The organism is Bacteroides sp. CACC 737 (genome assembly GCF_013874375.1).
Lineage (GTDB): Bacteria > Bacteroidota > Bacteroidia > Bacteroidales > Bacteroidaceae > Bacteroides > Bacteroides uniformis.
Map to the genome: position 1 here is coordinate 3,528,901 of NZ_CP059408.1, position 21,027 is coordinate 3,549,927.

The following is a 21,027-nucleotide window of genomic DNA, read 5'->3' on the forward strand; positions in this document are numbered from 1 at the left end:
GAAACCACTGTCTTTAATAAACGACGGACAAACATCGCTTCCGCAAAAACTGAACTATAACATAACGGACTAAATGAAAAAATATCCAAATGACTTGATTGGCGACATCATGAAAGCCTTCGGCAAATATGCCGACCGACCAGCATTCGTCATCGAAGACACGGCCTGCACTTATGGAGAGCTGGCAACTTGCGTACAGAAAATATCCTCCCTATTCAAGGACAGAGAAGACAAAATTATCGGCATCGTCGCAGAAAACAGACTGGAAACATACGCATCCATACTATCTGCACTGATTTGCGGAAAGACATACGTCATCCTCCATCCTTCCTACCCCAAACATAGGAACGACAGAATTGCCGACTCGGCAGGCATTCGCCTCGTGCTGCATACCGAGAATATCCATATCTTGAACCTCGACACCCGGAATCTGGAACTGATATGTACCTCCGAAATAGAGCAGGCAGAGAACTCCGCCACGTTCCATGCCGCAGAAGACATCCTCCATACGGCAGAAGAGGAAAATGCCTACATCATCTTTACCTCTGGAAGCACGGGCGAACCCAAAGGAGTACCCATCTCCCGCCGTAACCTAAATGCTTTCTATACCGCCTACCACCGCCTCGACTGGCAACTGGACGAAAACGACCGGATGCTGCAGATGTTCGAACTCACTTTCGACGTTTCCATCGTATCCTTTCTATATCCGCTGACGCTGGGTGCTTGCATATACACCGTTTCTCCGGAAGGCGTGAAATACATCAACGTAATTGAAACTCTGGAAAAATACGACCTGACCTTCGCTGCCGTGGCCCCTTCACTGCTCCAGCTGCTACGTCCCTATTTTCCGGAGATACACCTCCCCGCACTTAGATATCTAGTGGTTACTGCCGAGGCTTCTGACGCGGAGCTGTTGGATGCTTTCAGAAAATGTGTCCCCAATGCCTCTTTCATAAACCTATACGGACCGACAGAGGGAACCATCTACTGCACTGCCTACCGGATACCCGTCACCTCCTGCAAGCATCACAACGGCATGACCGCTATCGGAAGGCCTTTCGAAGGCATCGATGCCCTAATTATGGATAACGACGGTCGCCCGCTGCCTACCGGAGAAACCGGCGAACTATGGATTAGCGGCAATCAAGTGATGGGTGGATACTGGAATGCTCCCGAAAAAAACGGGGAATGCCTCGTAGAGACCGCCAATGGAAAAGTATACTACAAGACGGGAGACCTCTGCCGGATGGATGCCGACGGTGACATCATCTATTGCGGACGAAAAGACTCACAGATAAAGATACAAGGATTTCGCATCGAGCTGAGCGAGATTGAACATGTGGCAAAAAACTTTTTCAACGGTGAATGCCGTGTAGTCGTCATTCCCAAATACGACAACGGCAATCAGTGCGAACTACATCTCGTCGTAGAGAAGAAACAGCTCGACAAACAGCAGATGGAGGAATATCTGTATAGCAGGCTTCCCTACTACATGATTCCCAAGCATATGCATTGCCTGGAACAGTTTCCGCTGAACACCAGTAGCAAAACAGACAGAAAGAAAATACAAGAACTAATTTAAACTTGACAATGGATACACAGACTATTTTGAATGAAATGAGCCTCATCTTTCGGGAGGTACTGAAAAGAGAGAACATTGTACTTGACAATGAGACCACCGCCCAGGATGTGGAAGGATGGGATTCACTGACCAACATGCAACTGATAAACAAGATAGAGAAGAAATTCAATGTACGCTTCACCTTCAGAGATATTGTAAAACTCAAAAACGTGGGAGACATCTGCCATGCCATTTTAACCAAAACCAACTAGGAAATGTCATTCATATCCCTGAACTTCGTCGTACTGTTTGCGTGTACTTTCATTCTATACCATACGCTTCCTTCACGATTCAGAAAAGCGACCTTACTGACAGCCAGCTGCCTCTTCATAGGCTTCTACCACCTCACTTTTCTGATAACGGCCCTCATCCTCACGCTTACCACCTTCTACCTTGGCAAATGGATAGGACAGACCAAGCGGGAAAGCAGCATGAAGGGAATTTATTTTTCAGGTGTGTGTTTTCTGGTCGTGAGCTGGTTGGCATTCCGGTATGCCGACCGGCTTACAGACTGCCACATCCTTTTTCCGCTGGGAATCTCTTTCTATACTTTCCAGGCCATTTCGTACCTGACAGAAATCTATTGGCAAGAAGAAGAACCGGAAAAGAGCCTGCCCGACTTCATGATATACATGCTCTTCTTCATGAAGTTCCTTTCCGGTCCCATAGAAAGGGCAGGTGACATGCTCCCCCAACTGAAGTCCTGCAAAGCTACGGACTATGCATCCATGGTCTACGGAATGAGACTGATTGTCGTGGGACTGATAAAGAAACTGATACTGGCCGACTCCATCGCCCCATACATAGACGGTGTCTTCGGGTCGGTATACACAGCCTCAGGCGTGCAATTGCTGATGGCATGCCTCCTATATCCGATAGAGCTGTATGCCGACTTCTCCGGATATACCGACATCGCATTGGGAGGAGCGCGCATGCTGGGATTCAAGCTCAGCCCAAACTTCAACCGGCCGTTCATTGCGCAGACCACTGCCGACTTCTGGCGCCGATGGCACATGTCGCTTTCATTCTGGGTACGCGACTATCTGTACCTCCCGTTGTCCTCGAGCCTGCGTGGATGGGGACAATGGGGCGTATTTCTAAGTCTGGCGCTGACCTTCACGGGACTGGGTATCTGGCATGGTGCCGGATGGAACTTTGCTGTCTACGGACTAATTCAAGGTGTCATCATCTTCTACGAGATGAAGACCACGACATTTCACCGCAGACTGAAAGCCCAATTGGGGAGCCGCTTATATGCCACACTATCCGTCGTAAGGACCTACCTGCTTTTTGCCGTCTCTCTGATATTCTTCCGGGCGGGCTCCATGGCCGAAGCGTTCCACTACATCAGCCACCTCTCCTTCGATGTGCATTACAGCTGGAAGGAAATGAACATCGGAATGCCGGACCACAACAGCATTGTGGCAGGAAGCGCACTCGTACTGATATTGGTTTACGAATATTTCATGTCCAAGCATGATTTGCTGGAAGCCTTCGGACGACAGCCGGCAGCCGTAAGATGGAGTATCTATTATCTGCTCGCCATAATACTCTTCACACTGGGACAGTTCAACTCGGACAGCTTCATATATTTACAATTTTGACAATAAAGACACATGATGAAGAAAAACAGCGAACGGAACGCAGCCATACGTTTCATGAAAAAGCTATTTATCCTTTTTATCCCTTTTATAGCCCTACTGGCAGTCTATTTCCTGGACGACCCTTTCATGGTCCTGAAGAACTATGAACGATACGACCAAACCCCGGTTGTACTAAACGAAGGGCACGTGGGGTGGCAGATGTATCTGAACAACCGGGATACTATCCCCATCGACTCCTATATCATGGGAAACTCCTGCACTATGGCTTATCAATGCCATGAATGGGAAAAATACCTCCACGGTGGAAGAGCCGTACGGTTATTCGGAAATGCCGAAAGCCTTGCCGCCGTCTGCCTAAAGCTGAAGGCACTGGACAAGGCAGGTGCAACAATCAAGAACCTGCTGCTGATTATCGACAAGGAATCATTGCACAACGACCGCTGCCTGACCGGACATTCCAACATTCTGCCGCCCGTCATATCGGGAATAAGCAACTTCAAGTTCCAGAAGGAATTCTGCCAAGCCTTCTTCTACCCGAACTTTCTCCTCCCCTATCTGGACTACAAGCTGTTCCACACCTATCGCCCTTACATGAAAGGGGTGATAAATCCCTATGGCTCCACCCGAAACCCGGTAACCAATGATGTGCTGAATCCCAGGGAGGAAATGATAAAGGAAGAGGGAGATAAGTACTGGGAAAACCGGAAAGGAGAATTCACCAAAGAGAAAATGAAGAATTATAGAGACGGGAAATACCGGGAAGCCCCCCAAGTGCTCAGGGAAAAACAAGTCAGCTTGTTGCAGGAAATAAAGTGGATTTGCCGGAAACATGATACCGATGTAAAAATCATTATCAGTCCCGACTACCTGCAAGTCAACATAAACCCTGCCGACGTAAAGACACTGAAGCGCTTCTTCGGAAAACGGAATGTATTTGATTTCACCGGTATCAACGAATACACGGAAGACATCCACAATTATTATGAACCGGGTCATTATAGGCCCGCACTTGGAAAAAGGCTGATGGAAAAGATATATGAACCTTATATCTTGTCACCGAACGCCAAATCTCCGGCATCTCCCAGCCCGGGAACGATATAGGAATGCTCGTTCATCTCCGGGTCGATTGCTGCACACCACAAGGTCACTTCATCTCCAGGGAACAGCTTTTCCAGATGCTCTACGCCCTGCTGGCTGGCTATGACACAAGCTATCTGCAACTTGGCTGGCATCCCCTTGGTAATGAAGGCCTTCCAGGCCAATTCCATACTTTCTCCCGTGGCAAGCATCGGGTCTACAATCAATAATGTCTTCTTGGACAAATCCGGAGTAGCGATGTATTCGATGTGTACATCCACCGTGCGGCATTCCTTATCCTTATAATAACGGTAAGCGGAAACAAAAGCATTCCCGGCATGGTCGAACATATTCAAAAACCCAGTATGCAAGGGCAGCCCAGCACGGAAAACAGTGGCAATCACCACCTCGTCATCGGGTGTGCTGACCGACGCCACTCCCAAGGGAGTCTGTACCTGCTTGACAGAATACGTCAGTTCCTTACTCATTTCATACGCCATTATCTCTCCAATGCGTTCAATATTACGGCGGAAACGCATACGGTCGCCCTGGACTGCTACATCACGAATTTCCGCCACGTATTGGTTCAAGACAGAATTTGTCTCGGCAAAGTTGATAACCTTCATAACTATAAATGTGCTAATGTGCAAATATGCTAATGTGCAAATGTGGTGTACGTAATGCCGCATGGCAATTAGCACATTGGCATATCAGCACATTAGCACATTAAAATCTGCTGCAAAGTAAACGAATTTCACTCAATTTGCAACATTCAGTTAGCAGATATTGTTATGGTTTTATAAAAGATTTCCTATTAGAGAAAAATTTCTCTAATAGAGCTTTTCTTTAAAAAGAAAGTATTACTTTTGTAGGCGAAAAACAAGGGACCTGCTGAAAAGCAGGAAAAAAAGAGCTTTTCTACACCCGTTTTCCCTTGTAAATCAAAGGTAAAAAGAGATTAAGGAAAGAGATTATAAACCAAATACCAACATTTTAAATCATTAAAAGAAATGGCAAATTTAGATTTAAGCAAGTACGGTATCCAAGACGTGAAGGAAATTATCCACAACCCGTCTTACGATGTACTGTTCGCAGAAGAAACCAAACCAGGTTTGGAAGGTTTTGAAAAAGGTCAGGTAACTGAACTGGGTGCTGTAAATGTAATGACAGGTATCTATACCGGTCGTTCTCCTAAAGATAAATTCTTCGTAATGAATGAAGCCAGCAAGGATTCTGTATGGTGGACTTCTGAAGAATACAAAAACGACAACAAACCTTGCTCTGAAGAAGCTTGGGCTGACTTGAAAGCTAAAGCTGTTAAGCAGCTGAGCGGCAAGCGTCTGTTTGTTGTTGATACCTTCTGTGGTGCCAACCCCGCTACTCGTATGAAAGTACGTTTCATCATGGAAGTGGCATGGCAGGCTCACTTCGTAACTAACATGTTCATCCGCCCGACTGCTGAAGAACTGGCTAACTACGGAGAACCCGATTTCGTATCATTCAACGCTTCTAAGGCAAAAGTTGACAACTACAAGGAACTGGGTCTGAACTCTGAAACAGCTACTGTATTCAACTTGAAGACCAACGAACAGGTTATCTTGAACACTTGGTACGGCGGTGAAATGAAGAAGGGTATGTTCTCTATCATGAACTACAAGAACCCGTTGCGTGGTATCGCTTCTATGCACTGCTCTGCCAACACTAACATGGAAGGTACTGACTCTGCTATCTTCTTCGGTCTGTCCGGTACTGGTAAGACTACCTTGTCAACTGACCCGAAACGTCTGTTGATCGGTGACGACGAACACGGATGGGATGACGAAGGTGTATTTAACTACGAAGGTGGTTGCTACGCTAAGGTTATCAACTTGGATAAAGAAAGCGAACCCGATATCTACGCTGCCATCAAGCGTGACGCTCTGTTGGAGAACGTTACAGTTGCTGCTGACGGCAAGATTGACTTCGCTGACAAGAGCGTAACTGAAAACACTCGTGTTTCTTATCCTATCTACCACATCAATAACATCGTTAAGCCGGTTTCCAAGGGTCCTCACGCTCACCAGGTAATTTTCTTGTCTGCCGACGCATTCGGTGTATTACCTCCGGTATCTATCCTGAACCCTGAACAAGCTCAGTACTACTTCTTGTCTGGCTTTACTGCTAAGTTGGCTGGTACAGAACGTGGCATCACTGAACCGACTCCGACATTCTCTGCTTGCTTCGGTGCTGCTTTCTTGAGCTTGCATCCTACTAAATATGCAGAAGAATTGGTTAAGAAGATGAACAAGGTTGGTGCTAAGGCATACTTGGTTAACACTGGTTGGAACGGTAGCGGCAAACGTATCTCTATCAAAGATACTCGTGGTATCATCGACGCTATCCTCGACGGTTCTATCGACAAGGCTCCGACGAAGGTTATTCCTTTCTTCGACTTCGTGGTTCCTACTGAATTGCCTAATGTAGATCCGAAGATTCTTGATCCTCGCGATACTTACGAATGCGCTTGCCAATGGGAAGAAAAAGCAAAAGACCTGGCTGGTCGCTTCATCAAGAACTTCGCTAAGTTCACTGGCAACGAAGCTGGTAAGGCTTTGGTTGCTGCTGGTCCGAAGCTCTAATCTGACAATAAAGTTAGAAACATATGGAAAAGGTATCTCCTCCGGGAGATGCCTTTTTTCTTTTTTAATATCTCTATCTCATTGATAATCCGAAAGTTTTAGTAGTTTTGCAGAAACCATTATTCAAATAAAGCAATATGAAAAGTATCAGATTGATGTTGGCAGGTGCAAGTTTGTTACTGCTCTGCAGTTGCGGTGCCCAGGTCCAGAAAGAGACCCAAGTTGCCAATGCAAATGAAAGCAAAGAGAATGCGGTGATTGAAACCATCATGTCACGCCGCAGTATCCGCCAGTACAAACCGCAAGCCGTGAATCGCGACACCATGCAGATTATCCTGGATTGTGGTATCAATGCACCCAACGGACAGAACAAGCAATCGTGGGAAGTGCGTGTAGTGGATAACCCGGATTTTATCAACGGCATTACGGAAATCTACAAGAAGGAAAATCCCAAAGCCGCCGAAGACCCGAAATTCAAGAACATGTTTCGCAACGCTTCTACAGTAGTATTTATTGCCAATGACCCGTCTTATGACCTTTCGCAGATTGACTGCGGACTGCTGGGTGAGAATATGATTCTATCAGCCTGGTCCATGGGAATCGGTTCTTGCTGCTTGGGCGGTCCCACGCGCTTCATGACCTCTACTCCGGCTGTTGCCGAATACCTGAAGAAACTGGATATTCCGGAAGGCTATCAGCTACTTTACTGTATCGCTTTCGGCTATCCGGATGAAACGCCCGCTGCCAAACCCCGTAATGCGGCAAAGGTAAAATTCATCGATTGACTTTCGTTTGAATGACGACAATAAACAAGGAGTGCCTCACCTTTCGGCGGGGCACTCCTTTCATATATAACAACTAAAACTCTTCTGTTTATCAGTTCTTGTTTGCGCGTTTACGCTCAAGCTCATCGAGGATAACCTTACGCATACGCATTGATTTAGGAGTAACTTCCACGTATTCGTCTTCCTTGATGTACTCCAGTGCCTCCTCAAGAGAGAACTGTACGGGAGGAATCAGACGTGCCTTATCATCCGAACCACTGGCACGCATATTGGTAAGCTTCTTGGACTTCGTTACATTAATCACCAAGTCGTTGTCATGGGAATGCTCACCCACTACCTGGCCTGCATAAACCTCTTCCTGCGGAAAAATGAAGAATTTACCGCGGTCCTGCAACTTGTCAATGGCATAGGCAAAAGCCGTACCGGACTCCATGGCAATCATAGAACCGTTGGTACGCCGTTCAATTTCACCCTTATACGGCTGGTATTCCTTAAAACGGTGTGCCATAATAGCCTCGCCGGCAGAAGCGGTCAGCACGTTGGTACGCAGACCGATGATACCGCGTGACGGCATGTCGAACTCAAGGTTTACACGTTCGCCGGCACTTTCCATCTTCACCATTTCACCTTTACGACGGGTCACCATATCAATCATCTTGCTGGCATATTCTTCGGGAACATTGATGGTCAGCTCTTCGATAGGTTCGCATTTCACGCCGTCAATCTCCTTGAAGATTACCTGCGGTTGCCCTACCTGCAACTCATACCCTTCACGACGCATGGTCTCAATCAGTACGGAAAGATGAAGCACGCCACGGCCGGAAACAATCCACTTGCCGTCTTCCTCGCTCTTGCGCACGCGAAGTGCAAGATTCTTATCCAACTCCTTCATCAAACGGTCATGGATGTGGCGGGAAGTAACAAACTTACCTTCCTTACCGAAGAACGGAGAGTCATTAATGGTGAATAGCATACTCATCGTAGGTTCATCAATGGCAATAGGCGGCAACGCTTCCGGATTTTCGTAATCGCAGACAGTATCTCCGATTTCGAATCCTTCGATACCTACCAACGCACAGATGTCACCGGAAGACACTTCCTGCACCTTTACACGGCCCATACCTTCAAATGTATGCAATTCCTTGATTTTTGATTTCACGATACTCCCGTCACGCTTTGCCAAAGACACATTCATGCCTTCTTTCAATATGCCACGGTGCACGCGGCCTACAGCAATACGCCCAGTATACGAAGAATAATCCAGCGAAGTAACCAGCATTTGCGGTGTACCTTCCAACTGTTCGGGGGCAGGAATATTCTCCAAGATACAGTCCAGAAGCGGATAAATGTTATCAGTCGGCTGCTGCCAGTCAGTACTCATCCAATTATTCTTGGCAGAACCGTAGATAACGGGGAAATCCAGCTGGTCCTCGGTTGCATTCAAGCTGAACATCAAGTCGAACACCATCTCGTACACTTCTTCGGGACGGCAGTTTGGCTTATCCACCTTATTTACAACAACGATAGGTTTCAGACCAATCTGCAGAGCTTTCTGCAATACAAACCGTGTCTGCGGCATAGGACCTTCGAAAGCATCCACAAGCAGAATGCATCCATCCGCCATATTCAATACACGTTCCACTTCACCTCCGAAGTCACTGTGTCCCGGAGTATCAATAATGTTAATCTTGGTGTCCTTGTAGTTGATAGAAACGTTCTTTGAGAGAATCGTTATACCTCGTTCACGCTCCAGGTCATTGTTATCCAACATTAATTCACCTGTGCTCTGGTTGCTGCGGAAAAGATTTCCGGCCAAAAGCATCTTGTCAACGAGCGTCGTTTTCCCATGGTCCACATGGGCAATAATTGCAATGTTTCTAATCTTTTGCATATAATACCTATTATTTTCAGGCGACAAAGTTAGTGATTTTGGATTAGATATGCAGTATAGATATGATTTTTTTGCTGAATATCATTGTGATATAAAAGTTTATCCCTATCTTTGCAGCCCCGAAAGGGAATATTTATAATAACTTTTAATTAAACATTATGTATTTAGACGCTGCTAAAAAGCAAGAAATCTTCGGCAAATACGGAAAGTCTAACACTGATACTGGCTCAGCTGAGGCTCAGATAGCTTTGTTTTCCTACCGTATTGCTCGTCTGACTGAGCACCTTAAGCTCAACAGAAAGGATTATAGTACAGAAAGAGCTTTGACTATGTTGGTAGGTAAACGCCGTGCGTTGCTGACTTATCTGAAGGACCGCGACATCACCAGATATCGTGCTATCGTCAAAGAACTCGGCTTGCGTAAGTAATCTACTTGCGGCAAAACCACCAAAAAAGGAAGTTTTCCAAAAGGAAACTTCCTTTTTTGTTTATAATCCGATTTATACCTAATTTTGTATCCATGAAAAGAAAAGTATCAGCAGCAAATCTTTCGATAGCAATCACTTTTCTATTGATACTGCTATCATTCGGCTTTGGTTATCGCAGCTATTCGCAGGCAGAACAACGTGTGGTCTCTGACCTGAACCAGGCACTGCAACGCACAGTATTGCAGAACAAGGGATTATGGTTGAATGCGGACACCATCCAAACCTATGCAAAGTTGCAAGAAGTGATGGGTACTCCCGTTTCCGTAAGCGGTTTCCACAGAGCCTTTACCGAAGCATTGTCCGTCACCGGATTGAAAGATGTCTCCACACTTTCGCTACATATACTGAAAAAGAATGCTCCCGCCACCGTATTCAATGAAATTCCTGCCGGATGTCTTGCCAGCGACACATTAGTATGGCTCTCCACCACAGCCGATGCATCTGGACTGACGCTTTCTTTCCGAGGATATGCCCGCTGCTCAGCTGCCATGCTGTTCAGTTTATCCAAGCAGACAATTCCGGCAACATTGCTATTGGCAGCCTTGCTGTGGGGAGGATTCACTTTCTTCTATTTCCACCGGCACACAAAGACTAATGCCAGTAACGGGCAGCAACAAGAAAACTTCATTACCTTCGGCAACCTTTCGCTTTCCCTCCAGGAAGCCTGCTTCTATAACGAACAGCAGGAAAAGCTAAAACTCACCCCCATGCAGTACACACTGATGGAGATGTTCTACCTTTCTTCCTCACACCTACTTTTCAAATCCGACATCTGCCAATCGCTATGGCCGGGAAAAGACAATGCAGACGAAACGCTTTACACATTGATACGGCGTCTGAAGCCCATTGTCGAGGACAACAGCAACCTCAGAATAACAACAGATCGTGGCCGCGCCTACGGACTGGAAATAAAAACCTAAACATTATAGAATCATGAAGACTAACAAACTTATCCTATTAGGGCTAATCTGCCTGACTGTCGCAATGCCGACAACCGCCCAAAACCGTAACGAAAAGAAAGCGCGCACTGAACGTGCTGTAAAAGAAGCTATTGCTGCTAAACAATACAAAATCAACGTAGATCGGATGCAACCGATGAGAGGCGGTAGTCGTAACCTGACCACCAACTACACACTGGAAATCAGAAACGACTCCGTTTTCTCTTACCTGCCTTACTTTGGAGTGGCCTACAATGCTCCGTATGGAGGAGGCAAGAACCTGAATTTCAATGCATCCATCACCGCATACACAACTAGAGCACTCAAAAAAGGCAAAATCCAAATAGACTTCAAGACCCGTAGTGATGAAGACAATTATGAGTACCGTCTCACCATCTTTCCCGATGGTTCTACCAGTATCCATGTGCAACCCATGAACAAACAGTCCATCTCGTTCACCGGAGAGATGGATACAAAAAAGTAATCATCTTCCCCCTTTAAAAGGACAAAAGAAAGTATTGTCAGTCTATTGTCAGGCAAATGTCAGACAACTATCCGCTTTTTGTTTCTTCCATCCCGGCAGAAAGCGGATACCTTCGTGTCCCGAAATCAAACAACAACCGGAACATGAAACAGATAATATGTATTCTTGCCCTGCTCCTAATGAGCGTCACGACAACAAAAGCACAAACCAGCCCGGCAACACCCTCCATCCAAGGTAAAATTCTCACAGAGGAAAAGCAACCGATAGAGTTTGCCAACATCGCCCTCCTTTCCGAAGATTCCACCTTCATACAAGGAACGTGTAGCCGAAGCGACGGTAGTTTTGAACTTCTCCCTCCCGCTCCCGGAAACTATCTACTACAAATTTCTTCCATCGGTTACAAAACCCTTTGCCAGCCTTGCCCCACCGGGAGTACCCACAACTGGATATTGCAAACCGATGCCGTGCTACTTGCGGAAACCGTCATCACCGCCGCCCGTCCCGTTTTCCGACTAAAGGGCGGAAAGTTGGAGACAAGCGTACGGCAAACCCTGCTTGCATCCTTGAATGATGCCAACGACGTATTGAAACATATCCCCGGACTGCGCTCCTCTGATGAGGGGTATACCGTTTTTGGCAAAGGGACACCGGTCATCTATATAGACAACCGCCTTCTGCAAGACAACTCCGAGCTGCAACGCCTCTCTGCCGCCGATATTGAAAAAGTGGAGCTTATCACCAACCCGGGTGCAGAGTACGATGCTACCGTTAAAGCCGTTGTACGCATACGCACCGTACGTAACAAAAGAGACAGTTTTGGCGGTAATTTCCGTGCAGGAATCACCCAACGGAGACGCAGCAGCCATTACGGACAAGTCAATCTGAATTATCAGAAGAAAGGACTGGCCCTACTGGGCATGCTGTACACCAATTATGAAAACAGAAAACGCCACCAGGAGGTTCGCTACCAAATACCGTCCGAAATACAATGGGATGTAAATAACCGGGTTCACTTATATAATAAGGGACTGCTTGCCGGAGGAAAAGCAAGCGCCAGTTACGACTTCACCCCCCAACACAGCCTCGGTGCCTCCTATGAGTTTCATCGTACCCCCGATTATCACAGCAGTGACCATTCGACATATACCGTCCGGGCGAATGAAGAGTTGGCCGATCACACCATACATTCCTCTCAAAACTTGCAGCAAACCAGCCGGCACCAGCTGAATGCCTACTATCAAGGCAGCATAAAGCAACTCTACATAAACTTCAACACCGACCTGGTATACGGCAAAAGTTATAATCACCAGGAGGCTCAAGAAGAAAGCCAGACCGAAGGCAATCGCGACATCAGCTCTTTCAACCACGCCGACAACCGCCTTTATGCCGCCAAGTTGATTCTGACCCATCCCCTTTGGAAAGGTGAACTGAAGACCGGCGCCGATTACACCTTCATCCGGCGAAATGACAATTTCCTAAACCGGCAGCACATACTTCCCGATACAGACAGTCGAATCGACGAAAGCAAGTCCGCCGTCTTTGCCGAATACTCACTGACATTAGGAAAAATCAGCCTTCTTGCAGGACTGCGCTTCGAGCATGCCGTCTCCGACTATTGGGAGCAGGAAGAGTACGTGCCCGGTCAAAGTCGTACTTACAATGACTGGTGCCCCAACCTATCGGTAGACTTTCCTCTCGGCAAAGCCCAAGCCAATCTCAGCTATACAGCCAAAAGCAACCGCCCCAGCTTCTTCCAGCTACGTAGCACACTGAGTTATAACAACCGTTTCATCTACGAAGGCGGAAACCCGCTGCTTACCCCCGAAACCAACCACGACCTGCAGTTCACGGCCCTTTACAAGTGGGTACAATTCGGACTTAACTACCAATACCGCCGCAATGCCATTGCCTTCATGACCAAAGAATACGAAGACAATCCGGATGTTGTCATCTTCACTACCGGAAATTTCAAACGGATGCAGTATCTCACCGCCTCTGCCCATCTGTCACCCACCGTCGGCATCTGGAAACCGGAGCTCGGCATCTACTTCGCCCAACCGTCCTTCAAAGTCACCAATCAAGGCAGTAGCAAGAATATGAACCGCGGCAGCATTTACCTCTTTCTGCAAAACAGTCTCCAGCTTCCGGACGAGTGGATTCTCTCCCTTGATGCCGACTACCAGAGCGAAGGCAACTTCGGCGCCATGCTGCAACGTTCCTATTGGGGCATAAACGCCGGCATCCGCAAAACATTCTTCAACAAAAGGCTGACGCTCGGACTGCAAGCCAATGACCTGTGGAATTCCCGGTATGGCTCCTTCATGCTGTTCGGTCCCCGGCTGACCTATACGAAAAAGGCAAACCCGGACTCGCGCAGCTTCTCCCTGAAGCTAAGCTATCGTTTCAATGCAGCAGGCAAAGCGTACAAAGGAAAGCACGTATCGGAACAAGACTTGAAGCGGCTATAAACAGAACTTTGGGGAAGAAAGAGAAACAGAACAGAAGAATATTATACAAATAAGCCGACCACCGGAGATATTTCAGCAATATTTTCCCTCAGAATGTTGCATCAAGTAAAAGTTTCTCTTATTTTTGCGGTTTAAGAACTATAAATTATAACTTTTCGACCCCAAAATACTATCATTATGGATACCAGCAAAATTGTAGGAGAAAAAATAAAATCACTCCGTGAAAGCCAATCCATCAGTATGGAAGAACTGGCACAGCGTTCGGGACTTGCTATCGAACAGATTGAACGTATAGAAAACAATATCGACCTTCCGTCACTGGCTCCCCTCATCAAAATAGCGCGTGTACTGGGTGTACGTTTGGGGACTTTTCTTGACGACCAAGATGAGAACGGTCCCGTAGTCTGCCGTAAGGACGAATCGCAGAACAGCATCAGTTTCTCCAACAATGCCATCCACAGCCGCAAGCATATGGAGTATCATTCACTCTCCAAATCCAAAGCCGACCGCCACATGGAGCCGTTTATCATTGATGTGGCCGCTACGGACGACAGTGACTTTGTACTCTCCTCACACGAAGGCGAAGAATTCATCATGGTGATGGAAGGGACCATGGAAATCAGTTACGGCAAAAACACCTACCTGCTCGAAGAAGGTGACAGCATCTATTACGATTCCATCGTTCCGCACCACGTACACGCCTATGAAGGGCAGGCAGCCAAGATACTTGCAGTAGTTTATACACCAATTTAAATTAATGGAAAATTGAAAGGTGAAAATGGAAAATGATAAATACTTTCTATTTTCACCTTTCCACTTTCAACTTCCACATCATGTTATACGAACGCACCCTCGGCCAATGGTTGGAACATTGGGCCGAAACAACACCAGACAAAGAATATATCGTTTACTCCGACCGCAACCTGCGTTTCACCTGGAGCCAGTTCAACCGCCGGGTGGACGACATGGCCAAAGGACTTATCGCCATCGGCGTGGAGCGGGGAACACACGTAGGTATCTGGGCAGCCAACGTACCCGACTGGCTGACCCTATTATACGCTTGCGCCAAGATAGGTGCCGTCTACGTAACGGTAAACACCAACTACAAACAGTCCGAGCTGGAATATCTCTGCCAGAACTCCGACATGCATACCCTCTGCATCGTCAATGGCGAAAAGGACAGTGACTTTGTGCAGATGACCTATACCATGCTTCCGGAACTGAAGACCTGCCAACGCGGACACCTGAAAAGCGAACGTTTCCCCTATATGAAAAATGTCATCTACGTGGGGCAGGAGAAGCACCGGGGCATGTACAACACGGCCGAAATACTTCTCTTGGGCGACAATATAGAAGACAGCCGCCTGAATGAGCTCAAAAGTCAGGTCACTTGCCACGATGTAGTGAACATGCAATACACCTCAGGCACTACGGGATTCCCGAAAGGCGTCATGCTTACCCACTACAACATTGCCAACAACGGTTTCCTTACCGGTGAGCACATGAAGTTTACCGCCGACGACAAGCTCTGCGTCTGCGTACCATTGTTCCACTGCTTTGGCGTGGTACTTGCCACCATGAACTGCCTGACACACGGCTGTACGGAAGTAATGGTGGAACGCTTCAACCCGTTGGTAGTGCTCGCCTCCATCCACAAGGAGCGCTGCACGGCACTTTACGGTGTACCCACCATGTTCATTGCCGAACTGAACCATCCGATGTTCGACATGTTCGACATGTCCAGCCTCCGTACGGGTATCATGGCAGGTTCCCTCTGCCCAGTAGAGCTGATGAAGCAGGTGGAAGAGAAAATGTACATGAAGGTAACCAGCGTTTACGGGCTGACCGAAGCTGCTCCCGGAATGACCGCCACCCGGATAGACGACCCGTTCGATGTACGTTGCAACACTGTAGGACACGACTTTGAACATACGGAAGTAAAGGTTATCGACCCCGAAACCGGAGAAGAGTGTCCCGTAGGCGTACAAGGTGAAATGTGCAACCGCGGATACAACACCATGAAGGGTTACTACAAAAACCCGGAAGCCACAGCCGAAGTCATTGATGAGAACGGCTTCCTGCACTCGGGAGACCTTGGAATAAAGGACGAGGACGGCAATTACCGCATCACAGGACGCATCAAGGACATGATTATCCGCGGTGGTGAAAATATCTATCCCCGCGAGATAGAAGAGTTCCTCTATCAACTGGAAGGCGTAAAAGACGTGCAGGTAGCCGGTATTCCCTCTAAGAAATACGGTGAAGCCGTAGGCGCTTTCATCATCCTGCACGAAGGAGTGGATATGCACGAATCGGATGTACGAGACTTCTGCATCGGCAAAATATCCCGCTACAAGATACCCAAGTATATCTTCTTCATCAAAGAATTCCCCATGACGGGAAGTGGCAAGATACAGAAATTCAAGCTGAAAGACCTGGGATTACAGCTTTGCAAGGAGCAGGGGATTGAGATTGTGTGATAATAAAGGATAAGGGATTAAGGGTTAGGGATTATTGGGGTCGCATAGACTTTAATATAGGCATAAACCCATTCCTAATCTCTAATCCCTAGTCCTTAATCCATAACCCCTTATTTTTCTTCTTTTTCCGGATATTTCATATTCTCCTCTTTCATCTGTTCCAATACCTCATGCAGGTATTTGGCAGACTCCCATTTAGCCATCGGAAGGTCGTGGAGCAGGTAGTTGCCGCAATCTTGCGGAGCGGCACCGGGGACTTCACCTTCATATTCGGCAACAAAGCGGAAGGTGTCCTGCATCAGCGCCAGTATGTCCTGCGGCTTCAAGTCACCTTTCATCAGCAGATAATTACCGGTGAGGCAGCCCATGGGGCCCCAATAGATAATCTTGTCCTGCCACTGCGGGTCATTACGCAGGTAGGTGGCGGCAAGATGTTCGATAGTATGCAGAGCACCTTGTCCCAAGGCAGGCTCACGGTTGGGCTCTTTCATACGGATGTCGAAAGTAGTGACTGTTTCTCCGTTCACTTCATCCTGGCGGGATACGTAAATACCGCGCAACAAGCGGATGTGGTCAATTGTAAAACTGGGAATCTTCTTCATGAGTTATGAGTTATAAGTTATGAGTTATAAATTGCTGGGAAGGGTGGAGAGGAAGGTCCATATCGTGAGGAACGAACGCTCTGCCATGGTTCCCCAGAAATCGGCATACTGCGAAGCATGGTCCTCTACTCCGGGTGTGTCGCTGATGATGCGGAAGCTGAGAAAAGGAACATTGTACAGATAGCAAGTCTGCGCAATGGCGGCAGACTCCATATCAACGGCAAGACCGTCGGGGAAACGTTGCTTGATGGTATCCAGCTCCGTACGGTTGGTGATGAACTGGTCGCCGGTACAGACAAGTCCGCTGTGGATGCGGCTTTCCATTCCGGCTTCGTTCAGCGACAAGGCATGTTTCAACAGAGAGGAACATCCCTCGTAAGAGGCGGGAAAACCTTGCACTTGTCCGTACTCGTTACCGTCGCCGCACCAGACGTCGTGATACACCAGACGTTGGCTTGCCACTACATCCGTCACCTTCAGGCAAGCATCAATGCCGCCCGCCACACCGGTGCTGACGATGCAGTCCGGAGAAAAGCGCCGTATCAGTTCCGAAGCTCCTACCGCTGCACTCACCTTACCGATGCCGCATTGCGTCAAGATTACATGGTTACCGCCCAATGTACCTTCCACATAGCGGAAACTACCATCGCCCGACGTATTCTTATCCTGCAAGCGCTCCACCAACCGGCGGTGTTCGCTGTCCATTGCACTGATTATCCCTATTGTCATATCTATAATAATTTAAGCTTGCATATTACCATTAAAGCACTTTAATCTTTTTTTGGAAAGGCAAAGGTACAACATTCTGCCGATAACGTGACAATAACAATCTGCATTTATGTATCTTTGCCACAAAAGCGAAGATAGGCTGCACCTCAACAGAACTTTTTCATGCAAGCATGAAAGTTCTGTATTCGGTTTGCACTATCTTTGCCCCACAATTGATTAATTGATAACTCATAACTTATAACTCATGAAGAAGCTTCTTCCCGACCTTATTGCCATCTTGGCATTCGTCCTCCTTTCCTTCGCCTACTTCTTCCCGGCGGATATAGAAAACCGTATTCTCTTTCAGCACGACACGGCTGCAGGAGCAGGGGCAGGACAAGAAGTCAAGGAGTATTACGAACAGACGGGCGAACGCAGCCGTTGGACAAACTCGCTGTTCGGCGGTATGCCCATGTATCAGATAGCCCCTTCGTATGACTCCACCAAGTCACTGCAGTGGGTACAGAAAGCCTACCAACTCTTCCTGCCCGACTATGTGTGCCTCACATTCATGCTGATGCTCGGCTTCTACATCCTGCTGCGCGTCTTCGGCATACCGGTCTGGCTGGCCGGACTGGGCGGTATCATGTGGGCATTCTCGTCCTATTTCTTCATCCTAATATCTGCCGGACACATCTGGAAGTTCATCACCCTTGCCTACGTGCCGCCCACCATAGCAGGCATTGTGCTCGCCTATCGTGGGAAACTGCTGTGGGGAGGCATCCTCACCGCCTTGTTCGTGGCCCTGCAAATCACCTCGAACCACGTGCAGATGTCCTATTACTTCTTCTTCGTCATCCTTTTCTTTGTGGGAGCCTACTTCGAGAAAGCATGGCGTACCAAGACATTGCCCCAGTTCTTCAAGGCAAGTGCCGTACTGATTGTGGCAGCCCTCGTCGGCATAGCCGCCAACGTATCCAACCTCTATCACACCTATGCCTACAGCAAAGAAACCATGCGCGGCAAAAGCGAACTGGTGCAGACCGGCGACGCTGCCAAGCAGACCAGTAGCGGGCTGGACCGCGACTACATCACCCAGTGGAGCTACGGCATCGACGAAACACTGACTCTGCTGGTGCCCAACTTCAAAGGCGGAGCATCCGCCGCTCTCAGCCAGAGTGAAACCGCCATGAGCAAGGCAAACCTGATGTACAGCAGTCTGTACGGCTCACTGACACAATATTTCGGTACCCAGCCCATGACGTCGGGTCCCGTCTACGTCGGAGCATTCGTCTTGTTTCTGTTCGTACTGGGATGCTTCATCGTGAAAGGACCGTTGAAGTGGGCATTGATAGGAGCCACCTTCTTCTCCATCGTCTTGTCCTGGGGCAAGAACTTCATGCCGCTGACGGATTTCTTCATCGATTACGTCCCGTTGTACAACAAGTTCCGCGCCGTGTCCTCCATCCTTGTCATAGCAGAGTTCACGATACCTTTGCTGGCTATCTTTGCCCTGAAACGCCTGCTCGAAGAGCCGGAAATCTTAAAGCAAGAAAAGAAGCCCCTCGGCATCAGCCTGCTGCTCACTGCAGGCATCGCCCTGCTGCTTGCCGTTGCCCCGGGCAGCATCGGCTCCGGCTACGTGCCCGCCCAAGAGGCACAGATGCTGCAGAATGCCGTCAACCAGCAGATGATACCCGCCAACGAACTCTCCGGCATCCTTGCCAACTTGGGAGAGATGCGTGCCGAACTCGTCAGCAGCGACGCCCTGCGTAGCTTCATCATCATAGGCATCGGCTGCAGCCTGCTCTGGCTCTATGCAAGCGGCAAGCTGCGCAGCTCGCTGACCATTGCAGGTATCACCATACTCTGCCTGGCAGATATGTGGGGGGTCAACAAGCGCTATCTGAATGATGCCCAGTTCGTGCCCCACTCCATCCGTACGGAAACCTTCACCAAGACGAATACAGACGAGCTGATACTGCAAGATACCAGCTTGGACTATCGTGTATTGAACTTTGCCACCAGCACCTTCGATGACAACAACACCTCCTACTGGCACAAAAGCGTCGGCGGTTATCACCCGGCCAAGCTGCGCCGCTACCAGGAAATGATAGAGCATCACATCTCTCCCGAAATGCAGGCGGCCTACAAGGCCATTGCCACCGCCGGAGGTGAGATGGACAGCGTGGATGCCAATAAGTTCCGCATACTGAACATGCTGAACACCAAATACTTCATCTTCCCTGCAGGGCAGCAAAGACAAACCGTTCCCATCCTCAACCCGCACGCCTACGGCAATGCATGGTTTGTAAACAAGGTGCAGTATGTGAACAACGCCAACGAAGAGATTGACGCCCTGGACAGCATCATACCCACAGAGACAGCCGTAGTGGATGCCCGCTTCAAGGATGTACTGAAAGGTACCACGGAAAGTTATAAAGACAGCCTCTCCAGCATCCGCCTGACAAGTTACGCACCTAACCGCCTGACGTACGAAACAAACAATGCCCAAGACGGTATTGCCGTATTCTCCGAAATCTATTATCCGGACGGCTGGCACGTAACCATCGACGGACAGCCTGCCGAACTGGCACGCGCCGACTATATCCTGCGCACAATGTATGTTCCTGCCGGACAGCACACCATCGAAATGCGCTTTGACCCCACCAGCCTGCACGTGACGGAAGGCATCGCCTACGGAGCACTGGCACTGCTGGTGATAGGTATCATCGTGGCAGTGCTGATAGCTAAAAGGAAGTATGTAAAGGCATAAAAAAATATCATATCATTCCCCCATAAGCACTCGACGCATTCCGTATCAGGGTATGAATAGCGGAATGCGTCGAGTGCTTATGTCCGTTCCGTTATCCCCTCATGTTTGTTCTGTCATTCCCTTATGTCTGTTCTGTCAACCCCTATATATTGATGAAAAACCACGGCTGTGAAGCATATTCTTCACAGCTGTGGCACGTCTTCTTCACGACTGTGGAAAAGGCGTACCACAGCCGTGCGCACATGATAAACCCAAAGGCTTCTCAAGACAAACCACCGTGCAAAACACAACAGAAGCCTATGCAAGAGACAAGAAAGCCCGGTCAGATGCGCAAAAAAACCGTTTCTACCCTCCCGGGTAAAAACGGCTCAAGTCAATAATACATGAAAAAACGCTATTTAGAGAGAGTCTCTTCTATAACGGAATGGTTCTCTTCCTTCTTCACTCATCATCAGCAGTTCTCCGAACTGACATCAAAGTTAGGGAA

General features: G+C 48.2%; 17 protein-coding genes. 13 read left to right on the top strand and 4 right to left on the bottom strand.

What is annotated here, in order from left to right; all coding sequences use genetic code 11:
• Window positions 1–73 precede the first annotated feature (73 nt).
• The 4 genes from H1A11_RS14825 to H1A11_RS14840 are packed head-to-tail and all read left to right on the top strand — an operon-like array spanning window position 74 to window position 4,326.
• Window positions 74–1,582: an amino acid adenylation domain-containing protein gene (locus tag H1A11_RS14825; RefSeq protein WP_138346263.1), complete on the top strand. Its 1,509-nt coding sequence runs from the start codon at window positions 74–76 to the stop codon at window positions 1,580–1,582.
• 8 nt (window positions 1,583–1,590) lie between these two features.
• The gene (locus H1A11_RS14830) at window positions 1,591–1,833 is read left to right on the top strand and encodes an acyl carrier protein (RefSeq protein ID WP_005830717.1); all 243 of its coding nucleotides are present in this window, start codon (window positions 1,591–1,593) and stop codon (window positions 1,831–1,833) included.
• A gap of 3 nt (window positions 1,834–1,836) precedes the next feature.
• Entirely contained in the window at window positions 1,837–3,225 is a 1,389-nt protein-coding gene (locus H1A11_RS14835; RefSeq protein WP_174646624.1) for an MBOAT family protein, read from the top strand.
• A 12-nt stretch (window positions 3,226–3,237) separates the two neighbouring features.
• On the top strand, window positions 3,238–4,326 hold the full coding sequence (locus H1A11_RS14840; protein WP_174646623.1) for a histidine kinase: 1,089 nt from the start codon (window positions 3,238–3,240) through the stop codon (window positions 4,324–4,326).
• Here the strand turns inward: H1A11_RS14840 and upp are convergent.
• Window positions 4,269–4,928, bottom strand: a complete 660-nt coding sequence (gene upp, locus H1A11_RS14845) for a uracil phosphoribosyltransferase (RefSeq protein ID WP_009037624.1) — start codon at window positions 4,926–4,928, stop codon at window positions 4,269–4,271. The two genes, H1A11_RS14840 and upp, sit on opposite strands and share 58 nt — an antisense overlap.
• 384 nt (window positions 4,929–5,312) lie before the next feature.
• Between upp and pckA the strand changes: the two genes are divergently transcribed.
• Together pckA and H1A11_RS14855 are read left to right on the top strand one after the other, a co-directional pair.
• Entirely contained in the window at window positions 5,313–6,920 is a 1,608-nt protein-coding gene (gene pckA / locus H1A11_RS14850) for a phosphoenolpyruvate carboxykinase (ATP) (RefSeq protein ID WP_008662559.1), read from the top strand.
• 137 nt (window positions 6,921–7,057) lie between these two features.
• A complete protein-coding gene (locus H1A11_RS14855) occupies window positions 7,058–7,705 on the top strand; it encodes a nitroreductase (protein ID WP_181757382.1) in 648 nt (215 codons plus the stop codon).
• Window positions 7,706–7,796: 91 nt separating this feature from the next.
• On the opposite strand, the gene typA is transcribed toward H1A11_RS14855, so the two are convergent.
• Window positions 7,797–9,596 (bottom strand): translational GTPase TypA, encoded by a 1,800-nt coding sequence (gene typA / locus H1A11_RS14860; RefSeq protein ID WP_005830735.1) that lies wholly within the window; start codon window positions 9,594–9,596, stop codon window positions 7,797–7,799.
• Window positions 9,597–9,754: 158 nt separating this feature from the next.
• Between typA and rpsO the strand changes: the two genes are divergently transcribed.
• The 6 genes from rpsO (at window position 9,755) to H1A11_RS14890 (ending at window position 16,454) form a co-directional block, all read left to right on the top strand.
• Window positions 9,755–10,024: a 30S ribosomal protein S15 gene (rpsO, locus tag H1A11_RS14865; protein WP_005830737.1), complete on the top strand. Its 270-nt coding sequence runs from the start codon at window positions 9,755–9,757 to the stop codon at window positions 10,022–10,024.
• Window positions 10,025–10,116: 92 nt separating this feature from the next.
• Window positions 10,117–11,004, top strand: a complete 888-nt coding sequence (locus H1A11_RS14870; RefSeq protein WP_181757383.1) for a helix-turn-helix domain-containing protein — start codon at window positions 10,117–10,119, stop codon at window positions 11,002–11,004.
• A 13-nt stretch (window positions 11,005–11,017) separates the two neighbouring features.
• A complete protein-coding gene (locus tag H1A11_RS14875) occupies window positions 11,018–11,506 on the top strand; it encodes a DUF4251 domain-containing protein (RefSeq protein WP_181757384.1) in 489 nt (162 codons plus the stop codon).
• A gap of 56 nt (window positions 11,507–11,562) precedes the next feature.
• Window positions 11,563–13,974, top strand: coding sequence for an outer membrane beta-barrel family protein (locus tag H1A11_RS14880; protein WP_255461459.1), 2,412 nt, complete (start codon window positions 11,563–11,565; stop codon window positions 13,972–13,974).
• A gap of 177 nt (window positions 13,975–14,151) precedes the next feature.
• Complete coding sequence (locus H1A11_RS14885) at window positions 14,152–14,727, top strand: helix-turn-helix domain-containing protein (RefSeq protein ID WP_005830747.1); 576 nt, start codon at window positions 14,152–14,154, stop codon at window positions 14,725–14,727.
• Window positions 14,728–14,807: 80 nt separating this feature from the next.
• Window positions 14,808–16,454, top strand: a complete 1,647-nt coding sequence (locus tag H1A11_RS14890; protein WP_034523303.1) for an AMP-binding protein — start codon at window positions 14,808–14,810, stop codon at window positions 16,452–16,454.
• A gap of 110 nt (window positions 16,455–16,564) precedes the next feature.
• Here H1A11_RS14890 and H1A11_RS14895 read toward each other — a convergent pair whose 3' ends face one another.
• On the bottom strand, window positions 16,565–17,056 hold the full coding sequence (locus H1A11_RS14895; protein ID WP_008662549.1) for an S-ribosylhomocysteine lyase: 492 nt from the start codon (window positions 17,054–17,056) through the stop codon (window positions 16,565–16,567).
• Between the two features lie 24 nt (window positions 17,057–17,080).
• On the bottom strand, window positions 17,081–17,785 hold the full coding sequence (locus H1A11_RS14900; RefSeq protein ID WP_005830756.1) for a 5'-methylthioadenosine/adenosylhomocysteine nucleosidase: 705 nt from the start codon (window positions 17,783–17,785) through the stop codon (window positions 17,081–17,083).
• Window positions 17,786–18,029: 244 nt separating this feature from the next.
• Here H1A11_RS14900 and H1A11_RS14905 point away from each other — a divergent pair, with 244 nt between their 5' ends.
• Window positions 18,030–20,540, top strand: coding sequence for a YfhO family protein (locus H1A11_RS14905; RefSeq protein ID WP_181757385.1), 2,511 nt, complete (start codon window positions 18,030–18,032; stop codon window positions 20,538–20,540).
• Window positions 20,541–21,027 lie beyond the last annotated feature (487 nt).

What these genes read in the sequence shown, in the direction of transcription:
- H1A11_RS14825 (WP_138346263.1), top strand. Translation starts at nt 74, where the DNA reads ATGAAAAAATATCCAAATGACTTGATTGGCGACATCATGAAAGCCTTC.
- H1A11_RS14830 (WP_005830717.1), top strand. Translation starts at nt 1,591, where the DNA reads ATGGATACACAGACTATTTTGAATGAAATGAGCCTCATCTTTCGGGAG.
- H1A11_RS14835 (WP_174646624.1), top strand. Translation starts at nt 1,837, where the DNA reads ATGTCATTCATATCCCTGAACTTCGTCGTACTGTTTGCGTGTACTTTC.
- H1A11_RS14840 (WP_174646623.1), top strand. Translation starts at nt 3,238, where the DNA reads ATGATGAAGAAAAACAGCGAACGGAACGCAGCCATACGTTTCATGAAA.
- upp (WP_009037624.1), bottom strand. Translation starts at nt 4,928, where the DNA reads ATGAAGGTTATCAACTTTGCCGAGACAAATTCTGTCTTGAACCAATAC.
- pckA (WP_008662559.1), top strand. Translation starts at nt 5,313, where the DNA reads ATGGCAAATTTAGATTTAAGCAAGTACGGTATCCAAGACGTGAAGGAA.
- H1A11_RS14855 (WP_181757382.1), top strand. Translation starts at nt 7,058, where the DNA reads ATGAAAAGTATCAGATTGATGTTGGCAGGTGCAAGTTTGTTACTGCTC.
- typA (WP_005830735.1), bottom strand. Translation starts at nt 9,596, where the DNA reads ATGCAAAAGATTAGAAACATTGCAATTATTGCCCATGTGGACCATGGG.
- rpsO (WP_005830737.1), top strand. Translation starts at nt 9,755, where the DNA reads ATGTATTTAGACGCTGCTAAAAAGCAAGAAATCTTCGGCAAATACGGA.
- H1A11_RS14870 (WP_181757383.1), top strand. Translation starts at nt 10,117, where the DNA reads ATGAAAAGAAAAGTATCAGCAGCAAATCTTTCGATAGCAATCACTTTT.
- H1A11_RS14875 (WP_181757384.1), top strand. Translation starts at nt 11,018, where the DNA reads ATGAAGACTAACAAACTTATCCTATTAGGGCTAATCTGCCTGACTGTC.
- H1A11_RS14880 (WP_255461459.1), top strand. Translation starts at nt 11,563, where the DNA reads ATGTCAGACAACTATCCGCTTTTTGTTTCTTCCATCCCGGCAGAAAGC.
- H1A11_RS14885 (WP_005830747.1), top strand. Translation starts at nt 14,152, where the DNA reads ATGGATACCAGCAAAATTGTAGGAGAAAAAATAAAATCACTCCGTGAA.
- H1A11_RS14890 (WP_034523303.1), top strand. Translation starts at nt 14,808, where the DNA reads ATGTTATACGAACGCACCCTCGGCCAATGGTTGGAACATTGGGCCGAA.
- H1A11_RS14895 (WP_008662549.1), bottom strand. Translation starts at nt 17,056, where the DNA reads ATGAAGAAGATTCCCAGTTTTACAATTGACCACATCCGCTTGTTGCGC.
- H1A11_RS14900 (WP_005830756.1), bottom strand. Translation starts at nt 17,785, where the DNA reads ATGACAATAGGGATAATCAGTGCAATGGACAGCGAACACCGCCGGTTG.
- H1A11_RS14905 (WP_181757385.1), top strand. Translation starts at nt 18,030, where the DNA reads ATGAAGAAGCTTCTTCCCGACCTTATTGCCATCTTGGCATTCGTCCTC.